Here is a 21,627-nt window from a genome sequence, read left to right as displayed (position 1 = left end):
AAACCGGCGCTATCATCTGGCTTGGGTGGGGCTCGGAGCTTCGGGCCGAGAGCATGCAAACCGTAACATCGCCGTTAGGTTTCCAGGCGAATATTTCACTTTCAGGATCGTGCGAGATGCTGAGATTCGGATTGAATCGTCGAGGATTTTTAGGGGGTCTTGCCACGCTGGCCGGATCAGTCTTCGGTGGGCAGAGATCGTTTGCAGTCGCCGGTGCATCGCCCAGCAAGCCGGGAAAGATCACCGGGTTTGGCGAAAGCGAGAACGTATATGCCGAACTGGGGTTGACCACGATCATCAATGCCCATCTGACGGAGACGGTTATTGGCGGTTCGCTGATACGTCCAGAGGCGTTGGCGGTCATGGAAAAGGCGGCCAAACATTTCGTTGTCATGATGGATCTCGAAGCAGCAGTGGGGAAGCGAATCTCAGAGATGCTGAAGTTGCCTCAGGGATATGGAGTCGTCGTAACCTCAGGTGCTGCGGCGGCGATCGTGAACGGATACGCGGCAATCCTCACAGGGAATGACCCGACGTTTATCAAACAGATCCCGGATTTGACCGGGATGAAGTCGGAGGTAATCATTCAGCGGGCACATCGCAGCGAATGGGATCACCAGATTCGAACGACTGGAGCAAAGATTATCGAAGTAGAGACTGTCGAAGACGTCCACAGGGCCATCAACGAACGCACCGCCGCCATGCACTTCCAGAACTTTAGCGATCCAGATGGGCAGATCAGGCGGGCCGATTGGTTGAAGCTGGCGCACGACGCAAATGTACCGACGTTTCTCGACGCCGCCGCAGATGTTCCACCGAAATCACGGCTGTGGGAGTATGCGAATATGGGCTTTGACCTGATCGCCTTCAGTGGTGGAAAGGCAATCAGGGGTCCACAGACGACGGGCCTGCTGATTGGGCGCCAGGAAATGGTGCACAATGCGCTGCTGAATATGAGTCCCAATGAAGACACGATTGGACGCCCGAATAAAGTCGGCAAGGAAGAGATCCTGGGACTGCTCAAAGCTCTGGAGGTCTATCTGGCTGAAGATCAGGATGTGGTGGATAAAGAGCAGTCAACACAACTGGAGACGATCGCCAATAAGTTGTCAAAGATACCCGGAGTGACTTTCACTCGAAACGTATCACCGATCAAAAACCACTTTCCCTCGCTTCAGGTGCACATGGATCCAGCCCGTTTTTCCGCAACACCTCGTGACATCGCAGCGCAACTTGCCGCAATGAAGCCTTCCATCATCGTTGGCGGTGAGGCAAGCACAATCGAAATGACTGCGATCGATTTGCAACCAGGAGAAGAAAAGATCGTCGCGGATGCACTAGCGAGCGCTCTGACAGCCCATTCTGTCTAACACCGCACCTCGCGTCAGGTTCTAAAGTAACGAGAACTGGATCGAGAACGAGAAACGCGCCCTGAGCGTCAGGTCAAGATCGTTTACTACCGCTAGTCCGATTTATGAGGACGGCCCTGTTCTGTACCTGAGTTCATTGGCGATTATCTCCAGTACAGCTATCTCCACTTGACAAACAAGTGAATCCGGGTCCACGCTATATGCGAAGGATCACTTGGATGCCTAGTAAAGAAAAAGAATCGATTCAACTACTGCAGGGCACACTCGATCTCATCGTGTTGCGAACACTCTCCACGATGGGGCCGCAGCATGCCTATCAGATTGCTACACGCCTCCAGCAGATCTCCGACAGCCTCCTCAATCTCAATCAGGGCACGCTTTATCCGGCATTGGTGAGGCTGGAGCAGTATGGGTGGATTAAGGGCACCTGGGGAAAGACCGGAAATAACCGCGAAGCCAAGTTTTATGCCATCACGAAAGCAGGAGAGAAGGCGCTGGGCGAGGAGACCGAACGTTGGAGAAAGATGGCGGGGCTGGTGGAACGGCTTCTGCTTGAGGAGTCCTAGAAATGAAAGCTCTGCGACGCCTTTTTCTGAGAATTTCCAGCCCCTTCTCCAATGAGGAGACCGAAGCGGAGCTCGACCGGGAGATCACCGCCCATCTTGCACTGCTGGAAGATGAGTTCCTGAGCAAAGGAATGAGTCCCGAAGAAGCACGCCGGGCCGCGAGGCGAGCCTATGGTGGAGTCGAGCAGGCAAAGCAACGGCATCGCGATGAACGCTCCTATCCAGGGCTGGCACAGACCCTGCAGGACATTCGCTATACATTACGACAGCTGCGCAGATCTCCGGGGTTCACGCTGACTGCCGTCCTGATGCTTGGATTGGGAATCGGCGCAACCACAGCGATCTTTTCCATTGTTGAAGGAGTCCTGCTGCGCCCATTACCCTTTCCTGATTCCGAACATTTGGTTACGCTGGGCGACATTCTGGAGGGCTCGAATTACACTTCCGGCGGGTCCTCGGTTACCGCGCCGGATATCCGCAACTACATGCGCGAGACGCACAGCTTCACGCATCTGGGAGGTTATGGGGGGAAATCTTTTGAGCTGTCAGGCAACGATGATGAGCCGCAGCCTGTGCATGCATCGCGCATGAACGGAGAGGTTTTCTCTGCACTGGGGGTTGCGCCCATGCTGGGACGAGTCTTTACACAGCAGGAAGACGATCAACGCCAGCCGTTTGTTGTACTCAGTTACAGTCTGTGGCGAAGCCGCTTTCACGGTGATGCAAAGGTTCTGGGGTCCAAGATTCTTCTCGATCGGAAACCGTACATCATTATCGGTGTTATGCCGCGCAATTTTGAGTTCCCCCTGGTGCCTGGACATGTGAACCAGAGCGAGCTCTGGGTTCCGATGAGCCCTGAGCCGTGGGAGTTCCTGGCCGGTGCCGCGGCCTCGTGGAACCTGCGGATGGTGGGCCGATTGAAGCCGGGCGTTACTCCCGAGCAGGCACAGAGTGATGCGCAGCGAGTGGCTATTGAGACGATGCGGAACTATCCGGCTTACATGAGCAGCCTTCGGATCCATGCAGATGTAAAGGGATTGCAGGAAGACACGATTGCTCGGGCGCGACCGCTGGTGCGTACGCTCTTCTTTGCAGTGATCGTGGTTCTGCTGATTGCTTGCGCAAATCAGGCTGGCCTTCTGTTGGTACGCTCCATCCGCCGACGGAGAGAGATTGCTGTGCGGCTTGCCCTTGGTGCGCGTGCGGCGGCGCTGCTGCGTCAGACTGTGATTGAGAGCATGATCCTGAGCCTCGGTGGAGGCGTCGTTGGTCTTGCGTTAGCAGGCATTGCGCTACGTGTTGGTTTGAACCTGCTGCCACAAACGCTGCCTCGCATCCGCGAGATCGGTCTGGACTGGACCGTTGTGAGCTTCGCACTCGGTCTGGTGTTGCTTACCGGCTTCTTTTGTGGGCTGGCGCCCGCCTTCGCCGCAATCCAGACAAGCGTAAACGAGACGCTGAAGGAAGGCGGCCGCACTGGGAGCTCAGGCAGCGGTCATACGCGGCTGCGCTCCGCGCTGGTTGTAGGGGAGATTGCCGTTGCTCTGATACTTCTCACTGCATCCGGACTGTTGCTGCGCAGTTTCGAAAAGATGCGCTCGGTCGATATGGGCTTTCAGTCGAACCATACGCTGGCCGCAAGCTATTCTCTGCCGGGCAAGCAGTACTCGACGCAACCGCAGATCGATACCTTCAATCAAAGATTGCTCGACGGTCTTCGACAACTGCCTGGCGCTGAATCCGCTGGTATCACTGGCTTACTGCCTGCCTCTGGGTTCGCCGGAGGTATCTCGATTCTTCCAGAAGGCTATGTCTCTTCAAAAGGAGCAGGGTTACACATGGCAGTGTCCACGCAAGTTGAAGGCGATCCCTTCCATGCGTTGGGTATTCGTTTGCTGCGCGGCCGTCTGTTCACCGAAGCAGACAGAGAGGGTTCACCGTTGGTGGCAATCGTGAACCACAAACTGGCAGAACATTATTGGCCCGGCGAGGACCCGATCGGCAAGCGCCTGCGCCGGGGTATGCCCGAAACTTCAACGCCGTGGATGACAGTTGTGGGCGAAGTGGACGATGTGAAGATGGCTTCTGCTGATAGCCAGACGCCGGAGCAGTTCTATCAGCCTGCAACTCAGGTTGTGGCTTCAGAAGGCGTCTTTGCCTCGACGGACGAGTTAATGGCGAATTACGGATGGATTGTGCTGCGCACGAGCGTTCCTCCTGAGCAGATGGAAAATGCGATGCGCGCCGTGCTGCAGAAAATTGATCCGCAGCTTGTATTCACCAAGATGAAGACACTCGATCAGGTGGTCTCAGACAGTGAGGCGCCGCGCCGATTCAACACGGTGTTGATCTCCTCCTTCGCAATTGCGGCCGTGTTGCTGGGAGTGCTGGGAATCTACAGCGTCATCGCATTTACGGTTGCAACTCGTGAGCAGGAGATGGCGATCCGCATGGCGCTGGGATGTGAGCGCTCTCGAATTCTGCAGTTGGTGCTTGCCTCCGGAGCGAAGCTGGCAGCGGTTGGCTGCACTCTTGGGCTGCTTGGTGCTGTCGCTGTATCCACCCTGCTTCGGTCTTTCCTGTTTGGAGTGAGCCCATTCGATCCGGCGGTGCTCGGCATCTCTGTAGCCGTTATGCTGCTGCTCGCGCTGATGGCCTCGCTGCTGCCGGCGCGACGGGCATCTTTGACCGATCCAATGCTTGCAGTACGCGGAGAGTGACATGGGAGGAGAAACGGTGACGCATTCCCTGAATAAGCACAAGAAAACTGTGCCGATTGATTGCACGATGGACCGAGAAAGCTTCGTCCCTCTCTACCTGCAGATCAAATGCTGGCTTCTAAACAAGATCGAAGCAGGGCAATTCTCTCAGGGAGATGTGATTCCGTCGGAAACACAGTTCACCTCGACCTTGAGAGTGAGTCGCGGGACTGTCAGGCAGGCGCTCTTCGAGCTCCGCCTTGAGGGGTATCTCATTCGCAAGAAAGGGCTCGGCACATTTATTGGAGTGCAGCCGAGAGTTCCCTGAATAATTTCACCCGTATCCGATGATCTGAGCGGGTGCAGCTCTTCACCGATTCGCAAAAACCCGGATTGAGGTCGCCCAGAAGAGCAAATTTGCCTCTGATAAAGTAAAACGCCAGTCCAATCGGCATCATTCCGCTGTTGCGGGTCCTGGCCCGGTTAGAGGCGTCGGACCCGAACAACACGGAATCTGACATTTCCCTACTCGATCAAGACTTCCCTTTAGCCGCGTGTACTCGCTTGGCGTTGCCGCTCTCCAGTACACCTGGTCCTACATAGAGCATCATGGCCTCTTCGCCATCTTGGACGAGAACGAAAAACAGATCTGATTGAACGCCTCCGACAAATTGCAGATGAGTCGTGCCGGTGCAATCCGCATTGACCTGGTAGGTACCAGTGAACTCCGCGTCAGTGACCTGCCCTGCGACGGTCTGCTTCCCTGAACCGGTGATGTTGCCACTTCCATCTGCCGTCAAGACCCCGGCGACGATGTAGCCCACACCGCGAGCAAGGTTGTCACCCTTCAGAGTGAATCCGTACGTGCCGTTAAGATCTTGAAGCTTGCATGCTTTGTCCGGCTGGCCAAATGCTTGCCCTGCGCAGACAATTCCGCAGAACGCCAATACAACAATGATCCGACCTAAATTGCGTGAGATAGTGCCTCCTAAAGATTTACAGCGATACTCTCTTAGATGCCCGCTCCGGTCTCTGGATTGCATGCGACATCCACAAGTATTGCTGAGGTTCAATCCTTAAACACGTCGAGCACTATTCCTTCGGAGCCGGCAAGCTAATCCAACGGAGCATCGGACAGGAAGATTGCTAACTGGAACTCGGTCTGGGACTGAGGCTGATTCCGATTGGCGCAGGACAGGGCAATGCACTCTTCGAGCGTCGTATTATTCCTGACCTCAGAGCGGTAGTTCTGTGAAACGCCGTTGGGCGAAGTGAGCAGCCCGTTACTGACGACAAAGCCGACGTATCTTTACTGATATACGTCAGGTCTGAACCACATTATTGCTTGCTGAACTCGCTGCCCAGGCTGCTTTCGCAATCTAGGACGTTTGGCTTAGGCGTGCAATGATGGAGCTACTTTGTCCAACGCATCTCTCCTGAAGAAAATGCCCCTGCGCTTCTCTCGACCGCTTCTGGTCGCTCTCGTTGCGTGTGCGATTATCCATGCGCAGCAACCAATCTCGCCGACGGTTCCGTTTGAACAGGCTGCACGCACAGCGGCTCTGAAGTCTGCGCTGGCACAGCCTGGAGGGGCTCCCTTCCATCTCCGAGCCGTGATCTCCGATCAAAAGAACCATGATCCGCAGTGGGATGCCGAAGTGGAAGAGTGGTGGTCTTCGCCGACACGCTATAAGAGAGTCTTCCACTGTGCGCGCTTCTCACAGACGCTTATCGTTGCCGGCACAAAGACTCAGGAGACGAATTCGGGCCAGGTCTTCCCGGAGCTTCTGCGCAATCTCACGGTTGAGCTCACGAATCCTATTCCGCGTCTGGATGAGCTGACCGCGCTTCATCTTTCGGTGACTCCGGCTGATGGCACGCCAGGGCAGATTGTGACTCGCTACAAGATCCCTACCACGGATGGCGCGGGGGTCAACGCAAGTATGGATGCCTCGGTTGCGATCGATCGCCAAACGGGCCTCATGATTTATGGAGGCAATCTGGACTGGGATGTGGCTCTCCACGATTTTGCGCCATTCCATAGCCTCCAGGTACCGCGGCGACTCACAGCGCAGACACAAGGCGGCCCCCGTCTTACGGCGCAGATGACGCTCCTTGAAGATCTTTCCCCTGCGGATGCCAGCCTGATCCGCGTCACTCAGCCGACACCGTCAGCGCAGCAGCTGCGCGTCGTTGTTGTTCCTGAACCGGAGCTGCGTAAGCTGGGCCTCCACACTCCAGCCCCGCATTGGCCGGACATGGCCCAGGGTGCTCTTACCGGCACGATGACGATGCGCGTGGTCGTGGATCGCAGCGGTCAGGTACAGTCGATCGACAACTTCTTTTCCAGCAATCCCGGTCTTCAGGCGGCTGCGGAGAAGCAGCTTTTGAACTGGCGCTTCCGTCCATACCTCGATCACGGAGCGCCTGTTCAGGTGATCTCTACTTTGACGTTTAGCTACGATGTGGGCCGGGCTTCTCATTAGCTCTCGCCGATTGAGCGGAGATGCCAGCCAGGACAATCCATCATTGAGGGTATCTTCCGTTCCGCTTTATAGAGGAGTCCTGATAAAGGCGCATCGTCATCCAAAATGCAGGCGGCGCCACTCTGGTTTTGTGGCACAATCATCGCCTATTCACTCATCGAGGAGCCGATTAGTACTGATAAACGGCTTCTGGTCTTTACGGCAAGCGTTGCCGTCGCCCCTTTCCCCAGGGTGGCCTGTCGTTTTGGTTCCTGAGGGAACTCCCCTTTTTAGAAGGGCCGGAGCAAGCGTGACCCCAGTCTCCTGCACCCATCGAGAGCCGAGATCGGGCAGGCGCAGAACGTCCCTGCGATGCGATAGGATCTTGTTCGAATGACCTCGAATCCAGATCCAGGCACCCTCCAGATCCAGGTGCTTCGCGCCTACTCGACGCTCCTTCAGCTCCGCGCTGACTGGGGCGGGTCGTTCGTTCTCTCTCTGGGTCTCCCGCCCAAAGGATCTGCGCTCGCGATAGCTTCCAATATCGCCGGTGCGGTCTCCCTGTCGATCGACGACGACGAGACACATCTCAGAGAAGTCGTTCGGGCCGGTGCCGTCGACTTTGTGGTTCATTCGTTGGACGAAGCTGTCCGCGCCATGAAGAATGAGGTTCGCAAAAGAACCCCGCTTTCGGTAGCGCTCAGTGCGTCGCCCATTGCTGCCCTCGAGGAAATCGCCTCCCGCGGAATAGCGCCCCAGCTCTTTTCAAGCTTCATTCCGTCGCATCCGGCAATCCTTGGGGCCGCCGAGAAGCTTATGGCGCATGGCGCGGATCTCGTCGACTTCGACCCGGAGAGTGCGGCCAGTAGCCTCCCGGAATTCCGTAGCAGTGTCTCCATTCTCGACCGGTTCCTCAGGGAGCGCTCCTGGCATCTGCGTACCTTCTCCTTCCAGACCCTTGGAGAACTCAGGGAGTTCGAACACCGCGCTCTGAAGACTCTCCCGGTGGAAGACACCCTCCGGCGTCGCTGGCTCGAGGTAGCTTCACGGATCCTTCCTCGTGAGAAGCCCCCCAGCCGCGTGCTCTGGCTCTCTTCGGCCGAGGAAGATCTTCTATCCTGAAGCTTGTCAAGAGGGTTTGGCTGTAAATCCCATAAAATAAGGAACTTGTATGTGCCGACGAGTTACTTCCGATCGCCTATCCTGAAGATAGTGGAATCGGTCTCGGCACAGCCCTGATCTGCAGAGTCATTGCAGATGCAGGTCCAAAGCTAAGTCACATCGTCTGAATATTTTGCGCAGAAAGGTACGGGGGTGGGGCTACTCCATCACTCCGTGAATCCGCTCCCAGAGGGCCGCCATTCCGGCACCCGTCTTGGCCGAGACAGGAAGGATCTCCTCGATGTCGTGTTCCCGTTTGAGAGCGGCGAGACTCTTCCCCAGCACGTTGTTCGAGAGCCGGTCAGCCTTGGTCCCGACCACGACGAACGGTCGCTGCGTCTGCTTGAGATAAGTGATCAACTGCCCATCGTTGGGCTGCGGAGGGATATTGGTGTCGACCAGGCAGACGCAGAGCGCCAGCGTCTCCCGCTCGCCAAGGTAGGGTTCGATGAACTTAGGCCACTCCGCGGAGATCGACTTTGAGATCTTTGCGTATCCGTATCCCGGCAGGTCGGCGAAGATGAGCGATGGAACCGCCTTCTGTCTGCCCCCGGAAGCCTCGTGCAGCGCGAAGAAGTTGATCGCCCGGGTTCGACCCGGGGTCGAGGAGACCCGTGCTTCCTTCGAGCCGAGCAGGGCATTGATCAGAGAAGACTTACCCACGTTCGAGCGCCCGAGAAACGCCACCTCCGGCCTGCTGTAGGTCTTCGATTCGCTTGGAAAGTGAGCCGCATCGGTGGCGGACAGAAGAAAGACAGGATTCAGGCGCATACCTCAGTCTACCGTCTGCAACCAGGATGGATCCCAAAACAAAGAGGAGCCCTCAAGGGACGCCTCTTCGAAATCAGCTCTGATGAGCTACTTGGTGAGGGGAGACTGCAGTGTGAACGTGACAATGGACTCAGCCGGAATAACAATGTCCTTGTTGCCGGTCAGTGCAGCGCCAGCAGTTCCTGCCCCTGCGCCAGCCAATCCGCCGATGAGAGCACCTTTTCCGCCGCCTGCCAGGCCGCCGATGAGAGCGCCGGCGCCCGCACCACCGCCGATGAATCCAGCGGACCGCTTTCCTTTGCCCTTCTCCTGACGAAGATAGCTGGTTGTCGTTACTTCATGCCCGCCGATTGAGCTCAACTGGATCGCGAGATTGCCCTCGCCCTTGAACTTCCCGCGTCCCTTGGCCGCCACCACCGTTCCCTCGACGTGGGTTCCCCGGGGGAAGACAACCTTGCCGGATGAAGTGGTCAGCGCAGAGGACAGCTCGCCGCTGAAGGAGTCGCCGACATTGTTCTTCTTTGCGCTGATCTCTTGAGACATCACGACAGAGACGTTCGTTCCGCTGGGCACCTTCAGCCGAACCGGTGCTGGAGCAGGTTCTGGTGCCGGTGCCGCGGCGGCGGGCATCGGCGCTGCGGCGGGAGTTGGCGCCGGTGCGGCAGCCGGGCCAGCTGCTGGCGCGGTCGCAGGCGTCGCCGCCGGAGCAGCCGCAGGCGGCGCAGCAGGCGCTGCCTGCGAGGCCGCTTCATTCGCCGGCGCGGCAGGTGTCGAGCTCTTGCATCCTCCGAAGACAAGAACAGTAGTCAAAGCGAACGTTGTTGCAAGATTTCTAGACGTAACGTGCATGCATGTTCTCCCGGTTAGCAAATCTCAGTAGCAATATACTCCCCAAAGGGTAGAGTAGCTAACGCATTGGCCAAGTTGTATGTGCTCTTTTTCAAGTGGTTTTCATCTGCCCGACGGCAGCCTGGACGAGGAATATCACGATCTTGCTCCTTCGAAGTACTGCTCAATCTCCTCCAGAGTTTTGCCCTTGGTCTCCGGTAAAAAGAAGGTGACCACCACGAAATAGATCACAGTGAAACCGGCGAACAGGAAGAACATGAACGAGTAGCCGTGCTTGCTGACCACCGGCAGAAAGATGCCGGCTAAAGTGGTGGAGACCAGTTGGTTGATCACAAGAGCGATGCTCATGCCATTGGATCGGATGCGAGTCGGCATAAGCTCTGAAAGCGCCAGCCAGACTCCGACTCCAGGACCGACTGCGTAGAACGACATAAACAGATACAGGCCGACGGCCACCATCCATCCATGGCTTGAATCAGGAACTCGCCCGACGAGTGCCCGATCGATCTTGAGCGGCGCGGTCCTGGCGGCATCCAGGTCAGCGAAGGGGTTTTTGAAGAAAGCTTCAACCCGATTCGTCGGAACCGCACTTGCGCGGTCGATCTGAATGGGCGCGGCGCTGGGATCATCGGAGCGAACGAAGCTGGTCGCGGCCGTAAAGTCCCCGTAGGAATAGATGACGGCGAGCGAGGCACGCTGACTGTCGATTGAGCTTCCTTTTCCAACTGCGTCGAGCAGGTGCTTTGCTTCGGCAGGAGTGAAGGTGAGTTTCAAGGTCTGATCAGGTTTGACCATAGCCTGCACGACGCTCCGGCAGTCCTGATTGAGTTTTTCTGTCCCGAGGAACAGGACGCCGACGCCGATGAGCGACACGATGATGCCCGACGTTCCCAGGATGAACAGAAACTTCCGCCCCTTGCGGTCGATCAGCGACATACCGCCGATCGTCATCACAAAATTGACGATGGTGAAGATGACATATCCCCAGTGCGCGTGGAGGTCCGAGAGACCGCTCTGCAGGAGAATCGCGGTGTTGTAACCGATGATTGAATTGACGCCCGTAGCTGTATTACAGAACAGGATGATGCACGCCAGAAGGAAGGGAATAACGTACTTCCTGCGCAGCAGAGAGTCTTTGACGACTTCTCCCGAAGGTGCCGTCTGCTTCGCAGCCAGGATGCGTTCCATCTCCTGCATCTCGATCTGTGCGTGCGCTTCGTCGCGCGATCGTTGCAGGGACGCCATCGCCTTCTGCTGGCGCCCGCGCAACAGAAGCCACCGAGGAGATTCCGCCACGAAGAGGCTGCCGATGACGAAGAGTAAACCCGGAGGAAGCGAAACCCAGAAGATCCGGCGCCATGCCTGGTCTTTGAACGCAAAGACCGCCGCTGCATCAGAGACTCGGGCTACAGCTTCGACACGGTAGCTGTAATAGATTCCAATGAGCGCAGCAGAGACGATTCCCAATGTAAGCAGCCATTGGAAGATAGCAGTACCCTTGCCGCGCGTGCTCGCTGGAAGGCATTCCGCCAGGTAGAGCGGCACGACGACACCGATCAGACCGCCGCTGATGCCTTGCAGCAGACGCCCGAAGAACAAGGGACCGTAGCCGTGTGAGATCGCGATCATCGGAATGCTGAGGACGAAAGTCAGTCCGCTAACCACCATCAGCGGCTTGCGACCCATCCAGTCGGCAAGCAGGCCCGCAAAGAGAGTGGAGATAACGCTGCCCAGCAGGACGGCAGCCACAATGATCGAAAGTTGACCGGCGTTGAGCCCCGAGGTCGCCTCAAGGTAGGGAAGAGCTCCACCGATGATGCCAACGTCCACGCCGTACAGCAGGCCACCGAGACCCGCTACCAAGAGGAGAAAACGGTTGTAACTGGACTTCAATCCTACAGGTGACTGGGTATCAGAGGAACTGCGCGCGTTATAGGTCATAGGCTGTCAATCGAGGGTACCTGGCCGTGGCAGAGCTCAGTTCTGCCGCAAGCTACTGCATGAAACTCCCCATGCCATTCAGGTCTGCAAATCATTTCCCTTGCAGTTCACGATACCAGCCCGCAAAGCGATAGGAAACGAATAAGGCGCCTGTTCCAGGCAAGGTCTCTCAGAGAAGTCAGGAATGCTCGCCATTCTGTTCCTGCAGGCTGAAGATCCGCTCCATTAAGGTCCATCTCTGCCCCGGACGCGACTCAGGAAGAGGCTGCTGGAACCTGCCCATCAGCGCCTCCCACTCCTGCACCTTCGGGTTCGCGGCATCGGCTGCCGCCTTCGCTGCAAAAGAGAAGCTCTCGCTGACATCCAGAATCATGAACAGCCTTTTCCCTAGGAGATAGATCTCCATGTCGATCACACCCGAGTCAGAGATGCTGTCCCTAATCTCAGTCCAGATCTTCTCGTGATAGCGTTTGTATTCCGCAATAGCGGAGGGGTCGTCCTTCAGATCAAGGGTCAAACAATAGCGAGGCATAGGAGCTCCCGGTTCTGAATGATATCGCTCGCGGCCAAAGACGTGGCGAGTTACATCTGGTATGAAAGCACCTTTTCCTGTTGTTGGGCGGTTCGGGCCGCAATGTTGCTAATGTCGAGTAGGCCTCAAATCAGAAAAAGAGGTATTCTTTTGGGGACGGTATTTCAATATATGAGTGAATCTTTTTACCTGGAAAATAAGATCGCCCTTGTCACTGGTGCAGCCAGCGGCATTGGGGCAGCCACTGCGAGAGAGCTGGCTCGCGCCGGGGCGGAGGTGATGATTGCCGACATCCACCTTTCCGCGGCAGAATCCCTGGCGGCTGAGATTCCGCGCTCCCGTGCATTGAAGATCGACGTCACAAGTTCAGACTCGATTCGGCTTGCGTTTGCCGAGATCTCAAAGCTGGACATCCTTGTCAACAACGCCGGGATTGGGTTGGTAGGCGACGTATCGCGCACCTCGGAGGAGGACTTCGAGCGTGTCATGAGAGTCAATGTCAACAGTGTCTTTCTTATGACCAAGGCTGCGTTGCCGCTGCTGTTGGAGTCCCACGGATCTATCGTCAACATAGGCTCGGTTGCCGGATCGGTCGGAGTGAAGCAACGCTTCGCCTACTGTGCGAGCAAAGGTGCAGTCCAGGCCATGACGCGGCAGATTGCGGTGGATTACCCTAAAGAGCTCCGTATCAACTGCATCGCTCCAGGAACCGTCCAGACCCCATTCGTGGAGGGATATCTCGACAAGTACCATGCCCATGAAAAGGACAAAGTACGGGCAGAGCTTGTCGCCCGGCAGCCGATTGGAAGACTCGGAACACCGGAAGACATTGCATCGCTGGTTCGATTTCTCTGTTCGAAGGAAGCGGAGTTTATCAATGGCGCTGTTGTTCCGATCGATGGCGGATGGACCGCTGCATGAGCTGGCCGACATCTTTGAAGCAAGCGCTGCATACCACGAAGAAGGGAAGGCCTAAGCCTTGAATGAGATTCTCATTACCGGTGTTCGCGTCATCGATCTGCGATTTCCGACCTCACGCGAGCACATCGGCTCGGACGCCGTAAATAAGGATCCTGATTATTCGGCTGCCTACTGCATTCTTGAAACAAATGCCGGATTGACCGGCCATGGGCTTACATTCACGCTTGGCAGGGGAACGGACCTTGTTGTGCAGGCTGCGACCTATTTGACACGATACGTCGTCAACCGATCCCTGGCATCGATCACGGATGACTTCTGTGCCTTCTCGCGGCAACTTACGGAGGATACCCAGTTCCGCTGGCTGGGTCCCGAGAAGGGCGTCATTCACCTGGCCACAGGCGCTCTCATCAATGCAGTCTGGGATCTGTATGCCCGGGCCGAGAAGAAGCCGCTATGGCAATTGCTGTCCGATCTTGAACCGTGCCAGCTGCTGAAGGCTGTGGATTTCCGTTATATCGATGACGCGCTGACTGCAGCGGAGGCCAGAGAGATTCTGGAAGAGGCGCGCAGCGGCAAGGCAGAACGTCTGACTCGTCTGAAGGAGACTGGCTATCCGGCGTATACGACCTCGGTCGGTTGGTTTGGCTATTCCGAAGAGAAGATCCGTCGTCTATGTCATGAAGCTCTTGCCGATGGCTGGACTCATTTCAAGCTGAAGGTCGGAGGCGATCCAGAAGAAGATCTTCGTCGCGGTCGAATCGTGAGGCAGGAGATCGGGTGGAACAAGATGCTGATGGTGGATGCTAACCAGAAGTGGGGCGTTCTGGAGGCAGTCGAGCGCACACGTCAGCTAGCGGAGCTAAAGCCATGGTGGATGGAAGAGCCGACCAATCCGGATGACATCCTGGGTCATGCCCGCATCCGCAGAGAGGTTCCTGAGGTTCGCATAGCGACTGGAGAACACTGCCATAATCGTGTGATGTTCAAGCAGTTTCTGCAGGCCCAGGCGCTCGACGTCGTCCAACTGGACAGCTGTCGCGTAGGCGGAGTCAATGAAAACATCGCTATACTTCTGCTTGCAGCCAAGTTTAAGACGCCGGTCTGTCCGCATGCCGGTGGCGTAGGATTGTGCGAATACGTCCAGCATCTTTCGATGTTTGATTATCTTTCTGTCTCCGCGACCATGCAGGATCGAGTCATAGAGTTCGTCGATCATCTTCACGAGCACTTTGTGACTCCCGTTCATATCCGCAACGGGCATTACCTGGTTCCTACTGAGGCGGGATACAGCATCGAGATTCGTGAAGAGTCTCTCAACCGCTTCGCCTATCCGCATGGCGAAGCATGGAGCACGCTGCCATGAAGTTTGTCACATTCTCCTCGAAGAGTTCGTCCACACAGAGTCCTTCGGCGCTCTTGAGCCGTAGCGTTCCCACCCCTGGTGTGCTGCTGGGTGACGAGATCGCAGACTTGACCGGTGTGGCCTATCCCAACCTGCTGGCCATTATTCTCGCTGGGAGTGCCGCATCATCCGAAATCGAAGCGAAGCTGGATAAAGTGCCACGAATTGCGCTCTCGGAGGTGACCCTCCATGCTCCCCTGATGCCTCCTCGCATCTTCGCCATTGGTCTGAACTATGCGAGTCATGCGGCTGAATCGAAGATGGCAGTACAAAAGGTTCCGACAGTATTCATGAAGCTGACGAGCTCTGTGGTCGGCCCGGACGTAGATGTCATGCTGCCGAAGATCAGCAGTCAGCCTGACTATGAAGCAGAACTTGGAGTTGTCATTGGGAGATCGGGCTATCAGATAGCAGCTGCAGATTGGGAGCAGTACGTCTTCGGATACACCATCGTCAATGATGTGAGCGCTCGCGATATACAACTCGCGACTTCGCAGTGGACGTTAGGGAAGTCTTTCCCGACCTTCACCCCGCTGGGTCCGGCAGTTGTGACGGCTGATGAAGTCGGAGATCCTCACAAGCTCGATATCTCCCTGACGATCGACGGAGAGAAGCTTCAATCGTCGAACACGAGCGATCTCATCTTTAAGGTCCCGGCGCTGATCGAGTACATATCCAGTACGACACCGCTTGAGGCGGGGGATGTGATCAGCACGGGAACTCCTGAGGGAGTGGGCCTGGGTCGTAACCCGCAACGATGGCTCAAGCCTGGCGAAGAGATGGTCGTGACGATTCAAAAGCTCGGAAGTCTGCGTAACCGCACAGTCGCGGGGTAGCCAAAGCTTTATTGCACGTCAATGCGAGTGCCTGCGGCTCCCCCTGCTTCTATCCCTCGCAAGGGGGATAGAAGCACCTGTTGCGACGGGGTAAGCTTAACGGCGATTCCCATGGGTTCGCTGAGCACTTTGGTTCCCCCTCACCGGAATATCGTTTTTTCGCTGCTCTTCTGGCTGATCTTGCTGTGGCCATCCGTTGTCTCGGCACAGACGAAGGCCACGGACGCTCCTTTGTTGCTTCCTTCCGCCGTTGCGTTCGATGCGTCAGGAAGCTTCTACATCGCGGAGACTGGAAAACATCTCATTCGGCGGGTCGATGCGTCAGGCGGGATCATCACGGTCGCCGGGACGGGCGTTCAGGGATATGACGGGGACGGCTCTCTTGCCACGTCAGCCTTGCTGGATTCACCGCAGGGCATTGCGGTAACTTCTACATCGCTCTACATCGCCGACACCCACAATCATCGGATTCGCAAGGTCGATCTGAAGAGCGGCATCATCACTACTACCGCGGGTGGGACTACTGCCGGTGCGACTGGTGACAATGGACCGGCAAGCGCCGCCACTCTTGATCGCCCGATGGCTCTGGCTGTCAACAATAAAGGCGATCTGTTTATCGCAGATTCGGGAGCTCACCGCGTTCGCAGGATCGACGCAGGCACGGGAGTAATCACAACCGTCGCCGGTATCGGCGTGCAGGGATATGACGGCGACCAGGGAGACGCAAGTGCAGCTTTGCTGGACTCTCCCCAGGGACTTGCGGTTGACGGGAGCGGCAATCTATATCTCTCCGATACTCACAACCAGCGTGTCCGTCGGATCGATGCGAAGACAGGTGTGATCTCTACGGTCTCGGGAACGGGCGCTTTTGGTTTTGCGGGTGATTCGGGAGCTTCCACGCACGCTGAACTTGCGCTCCCCAGAGGCCTCGCTGTGGATCTGCAGGGGAATGTCTACCTGGCGGACAGTGCAAACCACAGAGTTCGCCGGATCGATGCAGCTACTGGGACGATTACGACGCTTGCAGGGGACGGAGTCCAGAACTTTGCAGGTGATGGAGGTGCGCCAGATGCGGCGTCGCTGGACAGTCCGAACTCAGTTGCGCTCTCCCAATCGGGTCTTGTGACTCTCGCCGATACCAAGAATCAAAGAGTGCGTCAGGTGTCGGACGAAACAATCCAAACCGTAGCAGGGCTGGCGTCGACGAGGCCTGTCAGCATCGCGATAGCTGGAGCTGGTGAGATTCCCTACGGTTCGGGAGAGCTGACGGCCACTATAAGTTCTGAGAATGAGGTGGCTGGGACCGTCACGTTTTTTGACCGCAGCGAGTCGCCACCAGGGGTCGTGGCGAAGGTTCCAATCTCTCAGAATGCAGCCGTGTTGGATCTTTCAGGAATTGCTGCCGGCAAGCATCTCCTCACTGCAGCGTACGGAGGTGATTCGTCTCACGGGAGCGCCCAAAGCATCGATTTCGAGCTTACGGTAACTCCGCGTCCTCTTACGGCGATCATCTCTCCAGCTTCCCTCAGCTATGGCGAGCAGATTCCTGCGCTTGCGGGAAGTCTGAGCGGTCTTCTCCCGCGAGATCAGACGGAGGTCTCAGGCAGCTATCGAGCGGATCTTCCGATACGGCCCGACGTAGGAACTTATCCAATCACTATCGAGCTCAGTGGCGCTGCAGCAGGGAACTATCAGGTCATTTCAACTCCGGTGTTGACCATCACGAAAGCTGCGACCATTACGACGCTCACAGCGACGACCGCATCTCTGGTCTCAGCTACCAACGCCGATGCAGGCCAGCCGATACTTCTGCGTGCTCATGTTGCCAGTACGACCTCGGGAAATCCGGGAGGAACTGTGATCCTGTCGGACGGGGCGACACTGCTCTCGGCCGGAAGTCCAGATTCTTCAGGGGATTTCAGTTTTGCCACATCGGCTCTGAGTGCAGGCCCTCATAGCCTGACGGCGATCTACTCGGGAGACGGCAACTTCCGCTCCAGCACTTCTCCTACAGCATTGTTCATCGTGAATACACCGCCTACCGGACCGCAGGACTTCACGCTGGCTCCCGGGAGTGCCACCACGCAGACGATTGTCGCGGGAGATTCTGCAAACTTTTTTTTCGTAGTAAATGCGCAGGGAGTCCTTCCCGGCCCAGTAACATTGTCGGCATCGGGGCTGCCGGACTTGGCAACGGCGTCGTTCAATCCCGGAACTGTCGTGCCCGGAGTCCCTTCGGCGCGGGTAACGATGACAATTGCAACACCCAGGACATCCAGTCTGTTGTGGACAGGAAGGGCTGTTGCCGTCGCATTACTGCTGCCCCTCCTTTCTCTGGCAGGATCAGTCCGGCGAATCTCTGCCGCGCGGCTGCTGATGATCGCGGGACTTGTGACCTTATCCCTGTCTTTCTCCGGTTGCGGCGACCGCGTCCGGACAGGTACGGCTGTTCCCGATGGCACCAAGACCTACAACATCACCATCAATGCAACTACTGCAGGAACCGATGGAACCAGCCTTCAGCATTCCACTAGTGTGACTCTCATCGTTCAACCAGCAACCTAAAAAGGCCCCAAAAGCCTGAGCAGAAAAAAGACGGCGACTCCGGCGAAGAAGATGAGCGCCATTCGGATTCCCGGTTCGCGATTCACTTCCGGTACGAGGTCCGTGGCAGCGACGTATATGGTCACACCTGCCGAGAGGGGGAGTCCTTCACGCACCCATCCAGGTCTGATATTGATGACGAGAACTCCTGCCAGCGTCATCGCACCCAGGATCATTGCCGAATTGAGTGCCGCGCCTCGGCCTCTGCCGCTGGCAAGCATGACGCTCGCGACGGTGAATCCCTCTGGAAGCTTGTGCAGGAACACCGCAACAAAGATCACCCATCCGAGCCAATGGGAGATGACGAAGCCGGAGCCGATTGCAATACCGTCGAAGAACGTATGGGCGGCCAGCCCCAGCAGCACAGAGTAGCTGGTTTTGGCGGAGAGAAATTCGTGGTGATGAGTCTCTTCGCCAAAATGGAAGTGAGGCACAAGAGTGTGCTCCAGCAGGTGCACACCACAGTAGCCCGCGAGAATCAGCAGCGGCGCCCACTTGGGATTGAGAGTGAGTCCCTCGGGTACCATCTCGAGCACTGCAGCACCGAGCATAAAGCCTGCACCGACCGCGACGAAGTAACGAAGCGCACGGGCAGATGGGGAGCGGCGAACGAGGAGCAGACCTCCAAGATAATCCGCAAGGCCGGCAGCTGCTCCCAGGGTAAGACTCAACCAAAGCGATGACATCCGTCTATCCGTTCCACGCGGCGGGACCTTCTCCGCCGCCTTTCACGGGACAGCGTTCGAGCCGCCCGGCTCGCATCGCAAAATGTCCAGGATTCATATCGGTTTGATTTTACCTGTCTCCGGCCACTGAGACTCGCGCGCGAGGACCAGAATCACGCCAATCCCGCAAAACAGCACCAGGCCTTCCAGCCTCTCCGACCAACCGTGCAGCCGCTCGAAGTGGGCTCGTGCTGGAGAATCGATGTCCGCCGTCTCGATTGCTCCTCCGGCAGCGACCCTGTCCCTTTCCATTGAGGGAAGAATGCTGAACTGCGAATAGGCCGTGACGCCAAGCATGATCAGCGCAAGGACGATCTCGATTGCGAAACCGACGCGCGCAGGTACCTCCGCCCAAAGCCAAAGTATCGCAGTGGCTATGCAGAAGATGCCGCCGCCAATCAATCCAATCCAGTGCAGGATGCTAAGCGATCCGCCCACTACAAGACCGGCCTGGTGTGCGCTCGAAAGCCGGCTGAACGCGACCGGCGCGACCACAAAAGCAAAGAAAGCGATGCCACCCACCCACGCGGTCATTGTGAGCAAACGCAAAGCTCGAAGTACTTTCTCGACCACTAGACCAAGTCCCTCCCAATCAGGCGGTGTATACGATCCTTGACAGGAGGGTGCGTTGAAAAGAGATTCGCAATCCCTCCGCTACCGAGCAGTGGTGCCACGATAAACAGATGCGCCGTTGCGGGCGACGCCTGCAACGGGATGCGGCGCGAGTAATTATCAAGCTTTTGCAACGCACGTGCCAAGGCGTATGGGTTGCCGGTCTCTCGCGCTCCGGTGGCGTCGGCTTCGTACTCGCGTGAACGCGAGATGGCCAGTTGGATCAGAGTTGCGGCAATGGGTGCCAGAATCAGCATAAGAAGCCCGGTGAAGCCGCCGCGGTCCCGGTCATCTCGTCCGTCGTATCCACCGAACAGTGATGCCCAGTAGCCCATTCGCGCCATGATCGTGATGGCGCCTGCTAGAGTAGCGGCGATAGAGCTGGTCAGAATATCGCGATTCCGAATGTGTCCCAGCTCATGAGCGAGAACACCCTCCAGTTCTTCGTCATCGAGCAGGTTGAGGATCCCATTGGTCACTGCGACCGAAGCATGCGCCGGACTTCTTCCGGTTGCGAAGGCGTTCGGGCTTTCGCTCGGGATGACGTAGACCTTGGGAATCGGAAGGTTCTGTCTCGCGGAGAGCCTATCAATCACTGCATAGACTCGAGGAAGCTGCTCCCGCGTTACTGGCTGCGCTCGATACATCGACAAGGCGAGCTTGTCGGAGAAGAAGTATGTTCCGAAGTTGAAGGCGACAGAGAGAACGAATGCCATAAGCATCCCATTCCGGCCTCCGAAGTAATCTCCGATCAAGACCAGAAACACGGTCAACAAGACCAGAAGAAATGTCGACTTCAGGGTGTTCATCTCAGCCTCGCAGAGGATCTATCCCTGTTGCTTTAGATGCAGCCGGGACGGTTCCTCTTCGTGACAGTGCCCGCTTCAACACGACTTCGAGCGCGGCTTTCTGATCAGCATATTCCTGCTCGCTCAGCTTTCCTTCTAGTCGGTCCGTCTCAAGCGCAAATAACTCATCCTTGAGGCTTGAGAGCAGGCTCGCAGGGCCGCTTGGAACAGGAATATTTGCAGGCGATGCAGCGGCGACGGCATTGGCGGACTGAGGGTTGTTCTTCAACATGATCCCCGCTCCTGCAGCCATCGCCAGACCAAGGCCGCCGATAACCCACCACTTATACTTCGCCCAGGGATCGTTGGTGCCCTCTGGGTCGATAGGATTGCCGAGGCCCCCACCCGGCCGAGTGTCGGTGGCCGCTGACCCGCCGGCTGCCTGCTGTGTTGCCGCAGTACCGGGCTGAGCACCCTCTCCAGACGATGCAGCTGCACTGTCGCGCGGAAGCTGTCCTATTCCTGACACGGTAAAGCCAAGCTGCTGCGAGGGAGAGACGTTCCGTGCCACATAGGTTTGTGCCGTCGTCTCTTCTGTGACGGGGCTGTAGCCTGCGGACGAACCGGCCTCGAACTTCATGCTCTTCGGCATCATGATCGCCACAGTGTCGGTGGGCATGCTGGGGCGCGGAGCTAGTTTCACGCTCCCGTCATAAGGAAGGCGATAACTGATCTGGAACCGTGTCTCACCGGGCCGAATAGGGAAGACGAAGGTGTAGTGATCCGTATCGCCTAAAGGCGTTGGAGATGCCTGTACGGGCATACCTCCCGGAGCCAGGGCCGCCGATCCTTCGATGACCGCTCCATGAGGCAGATAAAACTCGAACGGGTGATCTCCGTACTGGGTCTTCGGGGGCTTGGACTCGTTCTTCACAAAGAAGTTCTCTACAACCCGGAGGACCTTGCCACTCTCGTCCGTCTGGAGCCGCATGACGTCCGCCTCGCTGCTCACGCCTGCCACCTTGGGCGATGCATCATAGACTTCCACTTCCACCGACTGCGTTCCTGGAGGCGCCGGACGGAAGTAATTTGCCTTGTCGTGGGTCACGCGGATCAGATGCATGCCGGAATCCGGCAGCTCGATCGTGAAGTTGCCCTTGGCATCGGTCTTGGTGCGGGTGGATTCCTGCATGCCCTGAGCGAGGCGGATGAGGGTCACTTCGTCGCCTGCTGCGGGCTTATTGTTGGTCTTGTTGGTCACAGTCCCTGTGATGGATTCAGCGAGGGAAAGACCGGAAAATGCAGCGGCGACAGCAACAATCGCCATCAGGCGTCGAACGGAAGAATTTGAGCAGATCACACTTCAAGTCTACGTCAAACAGAGG

At 57.0% G+C, this 21,627-nt stretch carries 19 protein-coding genes; 10 read left to right on the top strand and 9 right to left on the bottom strand.

What is annotated here, in order from left to right; translation table 11 throughout:
- Positions 1 to 131 precede the first annotated feature (131 nt).
- The 4 genes from JAO29_RS07045 (at position 132) to JAO29_RS23455 (ending at position 4,963) form a co-directional block, all read left to right on the top strand.
- Entirely contained in the window at positions 132 to 1,370 is a 1,239-nt protein-coding gene (locus tag JAO29_RS07045) for an aminotransferase class V-fold PLP-dependent enzyme (RefSeq protein ID WP_334267487.1), read from the top strand.
- Between the two features lie 218 nt (positions 1,371 to 1,588).
- Complete coding sequence (locus JAO29_RS07040; RefSeq protein ID WP_334267486.1) at positions 1,589 to 1,936, top strand: PadR family transcriptional regulator; 348 nt, start codon at positions 1,589 to 1,591, stop codon at positions 1,934 to 1,936.
- 2 nt (positions 1,937 to 1,938) lie between these two features.
- The gene (locus JAO29_RS07035) at positions 1,939 to 4,656 is read left to right on the top strand and encodes an ABC transporter permease (protein ID WP_334267485.1); all 2,718 of its coding nucleotides are present in this window, start codon (positions 1,939 to 1,941) and stop codon (positions 4,654 to 4,656) included.
- 1 nt (position 4,657) lies between these two features.
- Complete coding sequence (locus JAO29_RS23455; RefSeq protein ID WP_442886334.1) at positions 4,658 to 4,963, top strand: GntR family transcriptional regulator; 306 nt, start codon at positions 4,658 to 4,660, stop codon at positions 4,961 to 4,963.
- Between the two features lie 205 nt (positions 4,964 to 5,168).
- On the opposite strand, the gene JAO29_RS07030 is transcribed toward JAO29_RS23455, so the two are convergent.
- On the bottom strand, positions 5,169 to 5,582 hold the full coding sequence (locus JAO29_RS07030) for a hypothetical protein (protein WP_334267484.1): 414 nt from the start codon (positions 5,580 to 5,582) through the stop codon (positions 5,169 to 5,171).
- A gap of 471 nt (positions 5,583 to 6,053) precedes the next feature.
- Between JAO29_RS07030 and JAO29_RS07025 the strand changes: the two genes are divergently transcribed.
- Together JAO29_RS07025 and JAO29_RS07020 are read left to right on the top strand one after the other, a co-directional pair.
- Entirely contained in the window at positions 6,054 to 7,121 is a 1,068-nt protein-coding gene (locus JAO29_RS07025; protein ID WP_334267483.1) for an energy transducer TonB, read from the top strand.
- A 372-nt stretch (positions 7,122 to 7,493) separates the two neighbouring features.
- Complete coding sequence (locus JAO29_RS07020; protein ID WP_334267482.1) at positions 7,494 to 8,222, top strand: hypothetical protein; 729 nt, start codon at positions 7,494 to 7,496, stop codon at positions 8,220 to 8,222.
- Between the two features lie 198 nt (positions 8,223 to 8,420).
- Here JAO29_RS07020 and yihA read toward each other — a convergent pair whose 3' ends face one another.
- From yihA to JAO29_RS07000, 4 genes are all read right to left on the bottom strand, one after another.
- On the bottom strand, positions 8,421 to 9,032 hold the full coding sequence (gene yihA, locus JAO29_RS07015) for a ribosome biogenesis GTP-binding protein YihA/YsxC (protein WP_334267481.1): 612 nt from the start codon (positions 9,030 to 9,032) through the stop codon (positions 8,421 to 8,423).
- Between the two features lie 87 nt (positions 9,033 to 9,119).
- Positions 9,120 to 9,881: a hypothetical protein gene (locus JAO29_RS07010; protein ID WP_334267480.1), complete on the bottom strand. Its 762-nt coding sequence runs from the start codon at positions 9,879 to 9,881 to the stop codon at positions 9,120 to 9,122.
- A 135-nt stretch (positions 9,882 to 10,016) separates the two neighbouring features.
- Entirely contained in the window at positions 10,017 to 11,822 is a 1,806-nt protein-coding gene (locus JAO29_RS07005) for an MFS transporter (protein WP_334267479.1), read from the bottom strand.
- Positions 11,823 to 12,000: 178 nt separating this feature from the next.
- Positions 12,001 to 12,354, bottom strand: coding sequence for an L-rhamnose mutarotase (locus JAO29_RS07000; protein WP_334267478.1), 354 nt, complete (start codon positions 12,352 to 12,354; stop codon positions 12,001 to 12,003).
- A gap of 171 nt (positions 12,355 to 12,525) precedes the next feature.
- Between JAO29_RS07000 and JAO29_RS06995 the strand changes: the two genes are divergently transcribed.
- From JAO29_RS06995 to JAO29_RS06980, 4 genes are all read left to right on the top strand, one after another.
- Positions 12,526 to 13,275 carry an SDR family NAD(P)-dependent oxidoreductase gene (locus tag JAO29_RS06995; RefSeq protein ID WP_334267477.1) on the top strand — a complete coding sequence of 250 codons (750 nt, stop codon included), beginning with the start codon at positions 12,526 to 12,528 and terminating at the stop codon, positions 13,273 to 13,275.
- Positions 13,276 to 13,333: 58 nt separating this feature from the next.
- Positions 13,334 to 14,638 carry an enolase C-terminal domain-like protein gene (locus JAO29_RS06990; RefSeq protein ID WP_334267476.1) on the top strand — a complete coding sequence of 435 codons (1,305 nt, stop codon included), beginning with the start codon at positions 13,334 to 13,336 and terminating at the stop codon, positions 14,636 to 14,638.
- Complete coding sequence (locus JAO29_RS06985) at positions 14,635 to 15,513, top strand: fumarylacetoacetate hydrolase family protein (RefSeq protein WP_334267475.1); 879 nt, start codon at positions 14,635 to 14,637, stop codon at positions 15,511 to 15,513. Before JAO29_RS06990 ends, JAO29_RS06985 begins: the two co-directional genes overlap by 4 nt.
- Before the next feature lie 111 nt (positions 15,514 to 15,624).
- Complete coding sequence (locus tag JAO29_RS06980; RefSeq protein WP_334267474.1) at positions 15,625 to 18,078, top strand: Ig-like domain repeat protein; 2,454 nt, start codon at positions 15,625 to 15,627, stop codon at positions 18,076 to 18,078.
- On the opposite strand, the gene JAO29_RS06975 is transcribed toward JAO29_RS06980, so the two are convergent.
- The 4 genes from JAO29_RS06975 to JAO29_RS06960 form a co-directional block, all read right to left on the bottom strand.
- The gene (locus JAO29_RS06975) at positions 18,075 to 18,803 is read right to left on the bottom strand and encodes a ZIP family metal transporter (RefSeq protein WP_334267473.1); all 729 of its coding nucleotides are present in this window, start codon (positions 18,801 to 18,803) and stop codon (positions 18,075 to 18,077) included. The genes JAO29_RS06980 and JAO29_RS06975 overlap by 4 nt on opposite strands.
- 93 nt (positions 18,804 to 18,896) lie before the next feature.
- Positions 18,897 to 19,415 (bottom strand): DUF4149 domain-containing protein, encoded by a 519-nt coding sequence (locus JAO29_RS06970; protein ID WP_334267472.1) that lies wholly within the window; start codon positions 19,413 to 19,415, stop codon positions 18,897 to 18,899.
- The gene (locus JAO29_RS06965; RefSeq protein ID WP_334267471.1) at positions 19,415 to 20,263 is read right to left on the bottom strand and encodes a zinc metalloprotease HtpX; all 849 of its coding nucleotides are present in this window, start codon (positions 20,261 to 20,263) and stop codon (positions 19,415 to 19,417) included. Before JAO29_RS06965 ends, JAO29_RS06970 begins: the two co-directional genes overlap by 1 nt.
- A 1-nt stretch (position 20,264) precedes the next feature.
- Entirely contained in the window at positions 20,265 to 21,602 is a 1,338-nt protein-coding gene (locus JAO29_RS06960) for a carboxypeptidase regulatory-like domain-containing protein (RefSeq protein ID WP_334267470.1), read from the bottom strand.
- Between the last annotated feature and the right edge of the window lie 25 nt (positions 21,603 to 21,627).

This window comes from Edaphobacter sp. HDX4, from assembly GCF_036877565.1.
Classification (GTDB): Bacteria; Acidobacteriota; Terriglobia; order Terriglobales; family Acidobacteriaceae; genus Edaphobacter.
Note: the sequence above shows the minus strand (reverse complement) of the source record. Positions and strands in the feature narration are given on the sequence as shown.

What these genes read in the sequence shown, in the direction of transcription:
- JAO29_RS07040 (WP_334267486.1), top strand. Translation starts at nt 1,589, where the DNA reads ATGCCTAGTAAAGAAAAAGAATCGATTCAACTACTGCAGGGCACACTC.
- JAO29_RS07035 (WP_334267485.1), top strand. Translation starts at nt 1,939, where the DNA reads ATGAAAGCTCTGCGACGCCTTTTTCTGAGAATTTCCAGCCCCTTCTCC.
- JAO29_RS23455 (WP_442886334.1), top strand. Translation starts at nt 4,658, where the DNA reads ATGGGAGGAGAAACGGTGACGCATTCCCTGAATAAGCACAAGAAAACT.
- JAO29_RS07020 (WP_334267482.1), top strand. Translation starts at nt 7,494, where the DNA reads ATGACCTCGAATCCAGATCCAGGCACCCTCCAGATCCAGGTGCTTCGC.
- yihA (WP_334267481.1), bottom strand. Translation starts at nt 9,032, where the DNA reads ATGCGCCTGAATCCTGTCTTTCTTCTGTCCGCCACCGATGCGGCTCAC.
- JAO29_RS07010 (WP_334267480.1), bottom strand. Translation starts at nt 9,881, where the DNA reads ATGCACGTTACGTCTAGAAATCTTGCAACAACGTTCGCTTTGACTACT.
- JAO29_RS07005 (WP_334267479.1), bottom strand. Translation starts at nt 11,822, where the DNA reads ATGACCTATAACGCGCGCAGTTCCTCTGATACCCAGTCACCTGTAGGA.
- JAO29_RS07000 (WP_334267478.1), bottom strand. Translation starts at nt 12,354, where the DNA reads ATGCCTCGCTATTGTTTGACCCTTGATCTGAAGGACGACCCCTCCGCT.
- JAO29_RS06995 (WP_334267477.1), top strand. Translation starts at nt 12,526, where the DNA reads ATGAGTGAATCTTTTTACCTGGAAAATAAGATCGCCCTTGTCACTGGT.
- JAO29_RS06985 (WP_334267475.1), top strand. Translation starts at nt 14,635, where the DNA reads ATGAAGTTTGTCACATTCTCCTCGAAGAGTTCGTCCACACAGAGTCCT.
- JAO29_RS06980 (WP_334267474.1), top strand. Translation starts at nt 15,625, where the DNA reads ATGGGTTCGCTGAGCACTTTGGTTCCCCCTCACCGGAATATCGTTTTT.
- JAO29_RS06975 (WP_334267473.1), bottom strand. Translation starts at nt 18,803, where the DNA reads ATGTCATCGCTTTGGTTGAGTCTTACCCTGGGAGCAGCTGCCGGCCTT.
- JAO29_RS06965 (WP_334267471.1), bottom strand. Translation starts at nt 20,263, where the DNA reads ATGAACACCCTGAAGTCGACATTTCTTCTGGTCTTGTTGACCGTGTTT.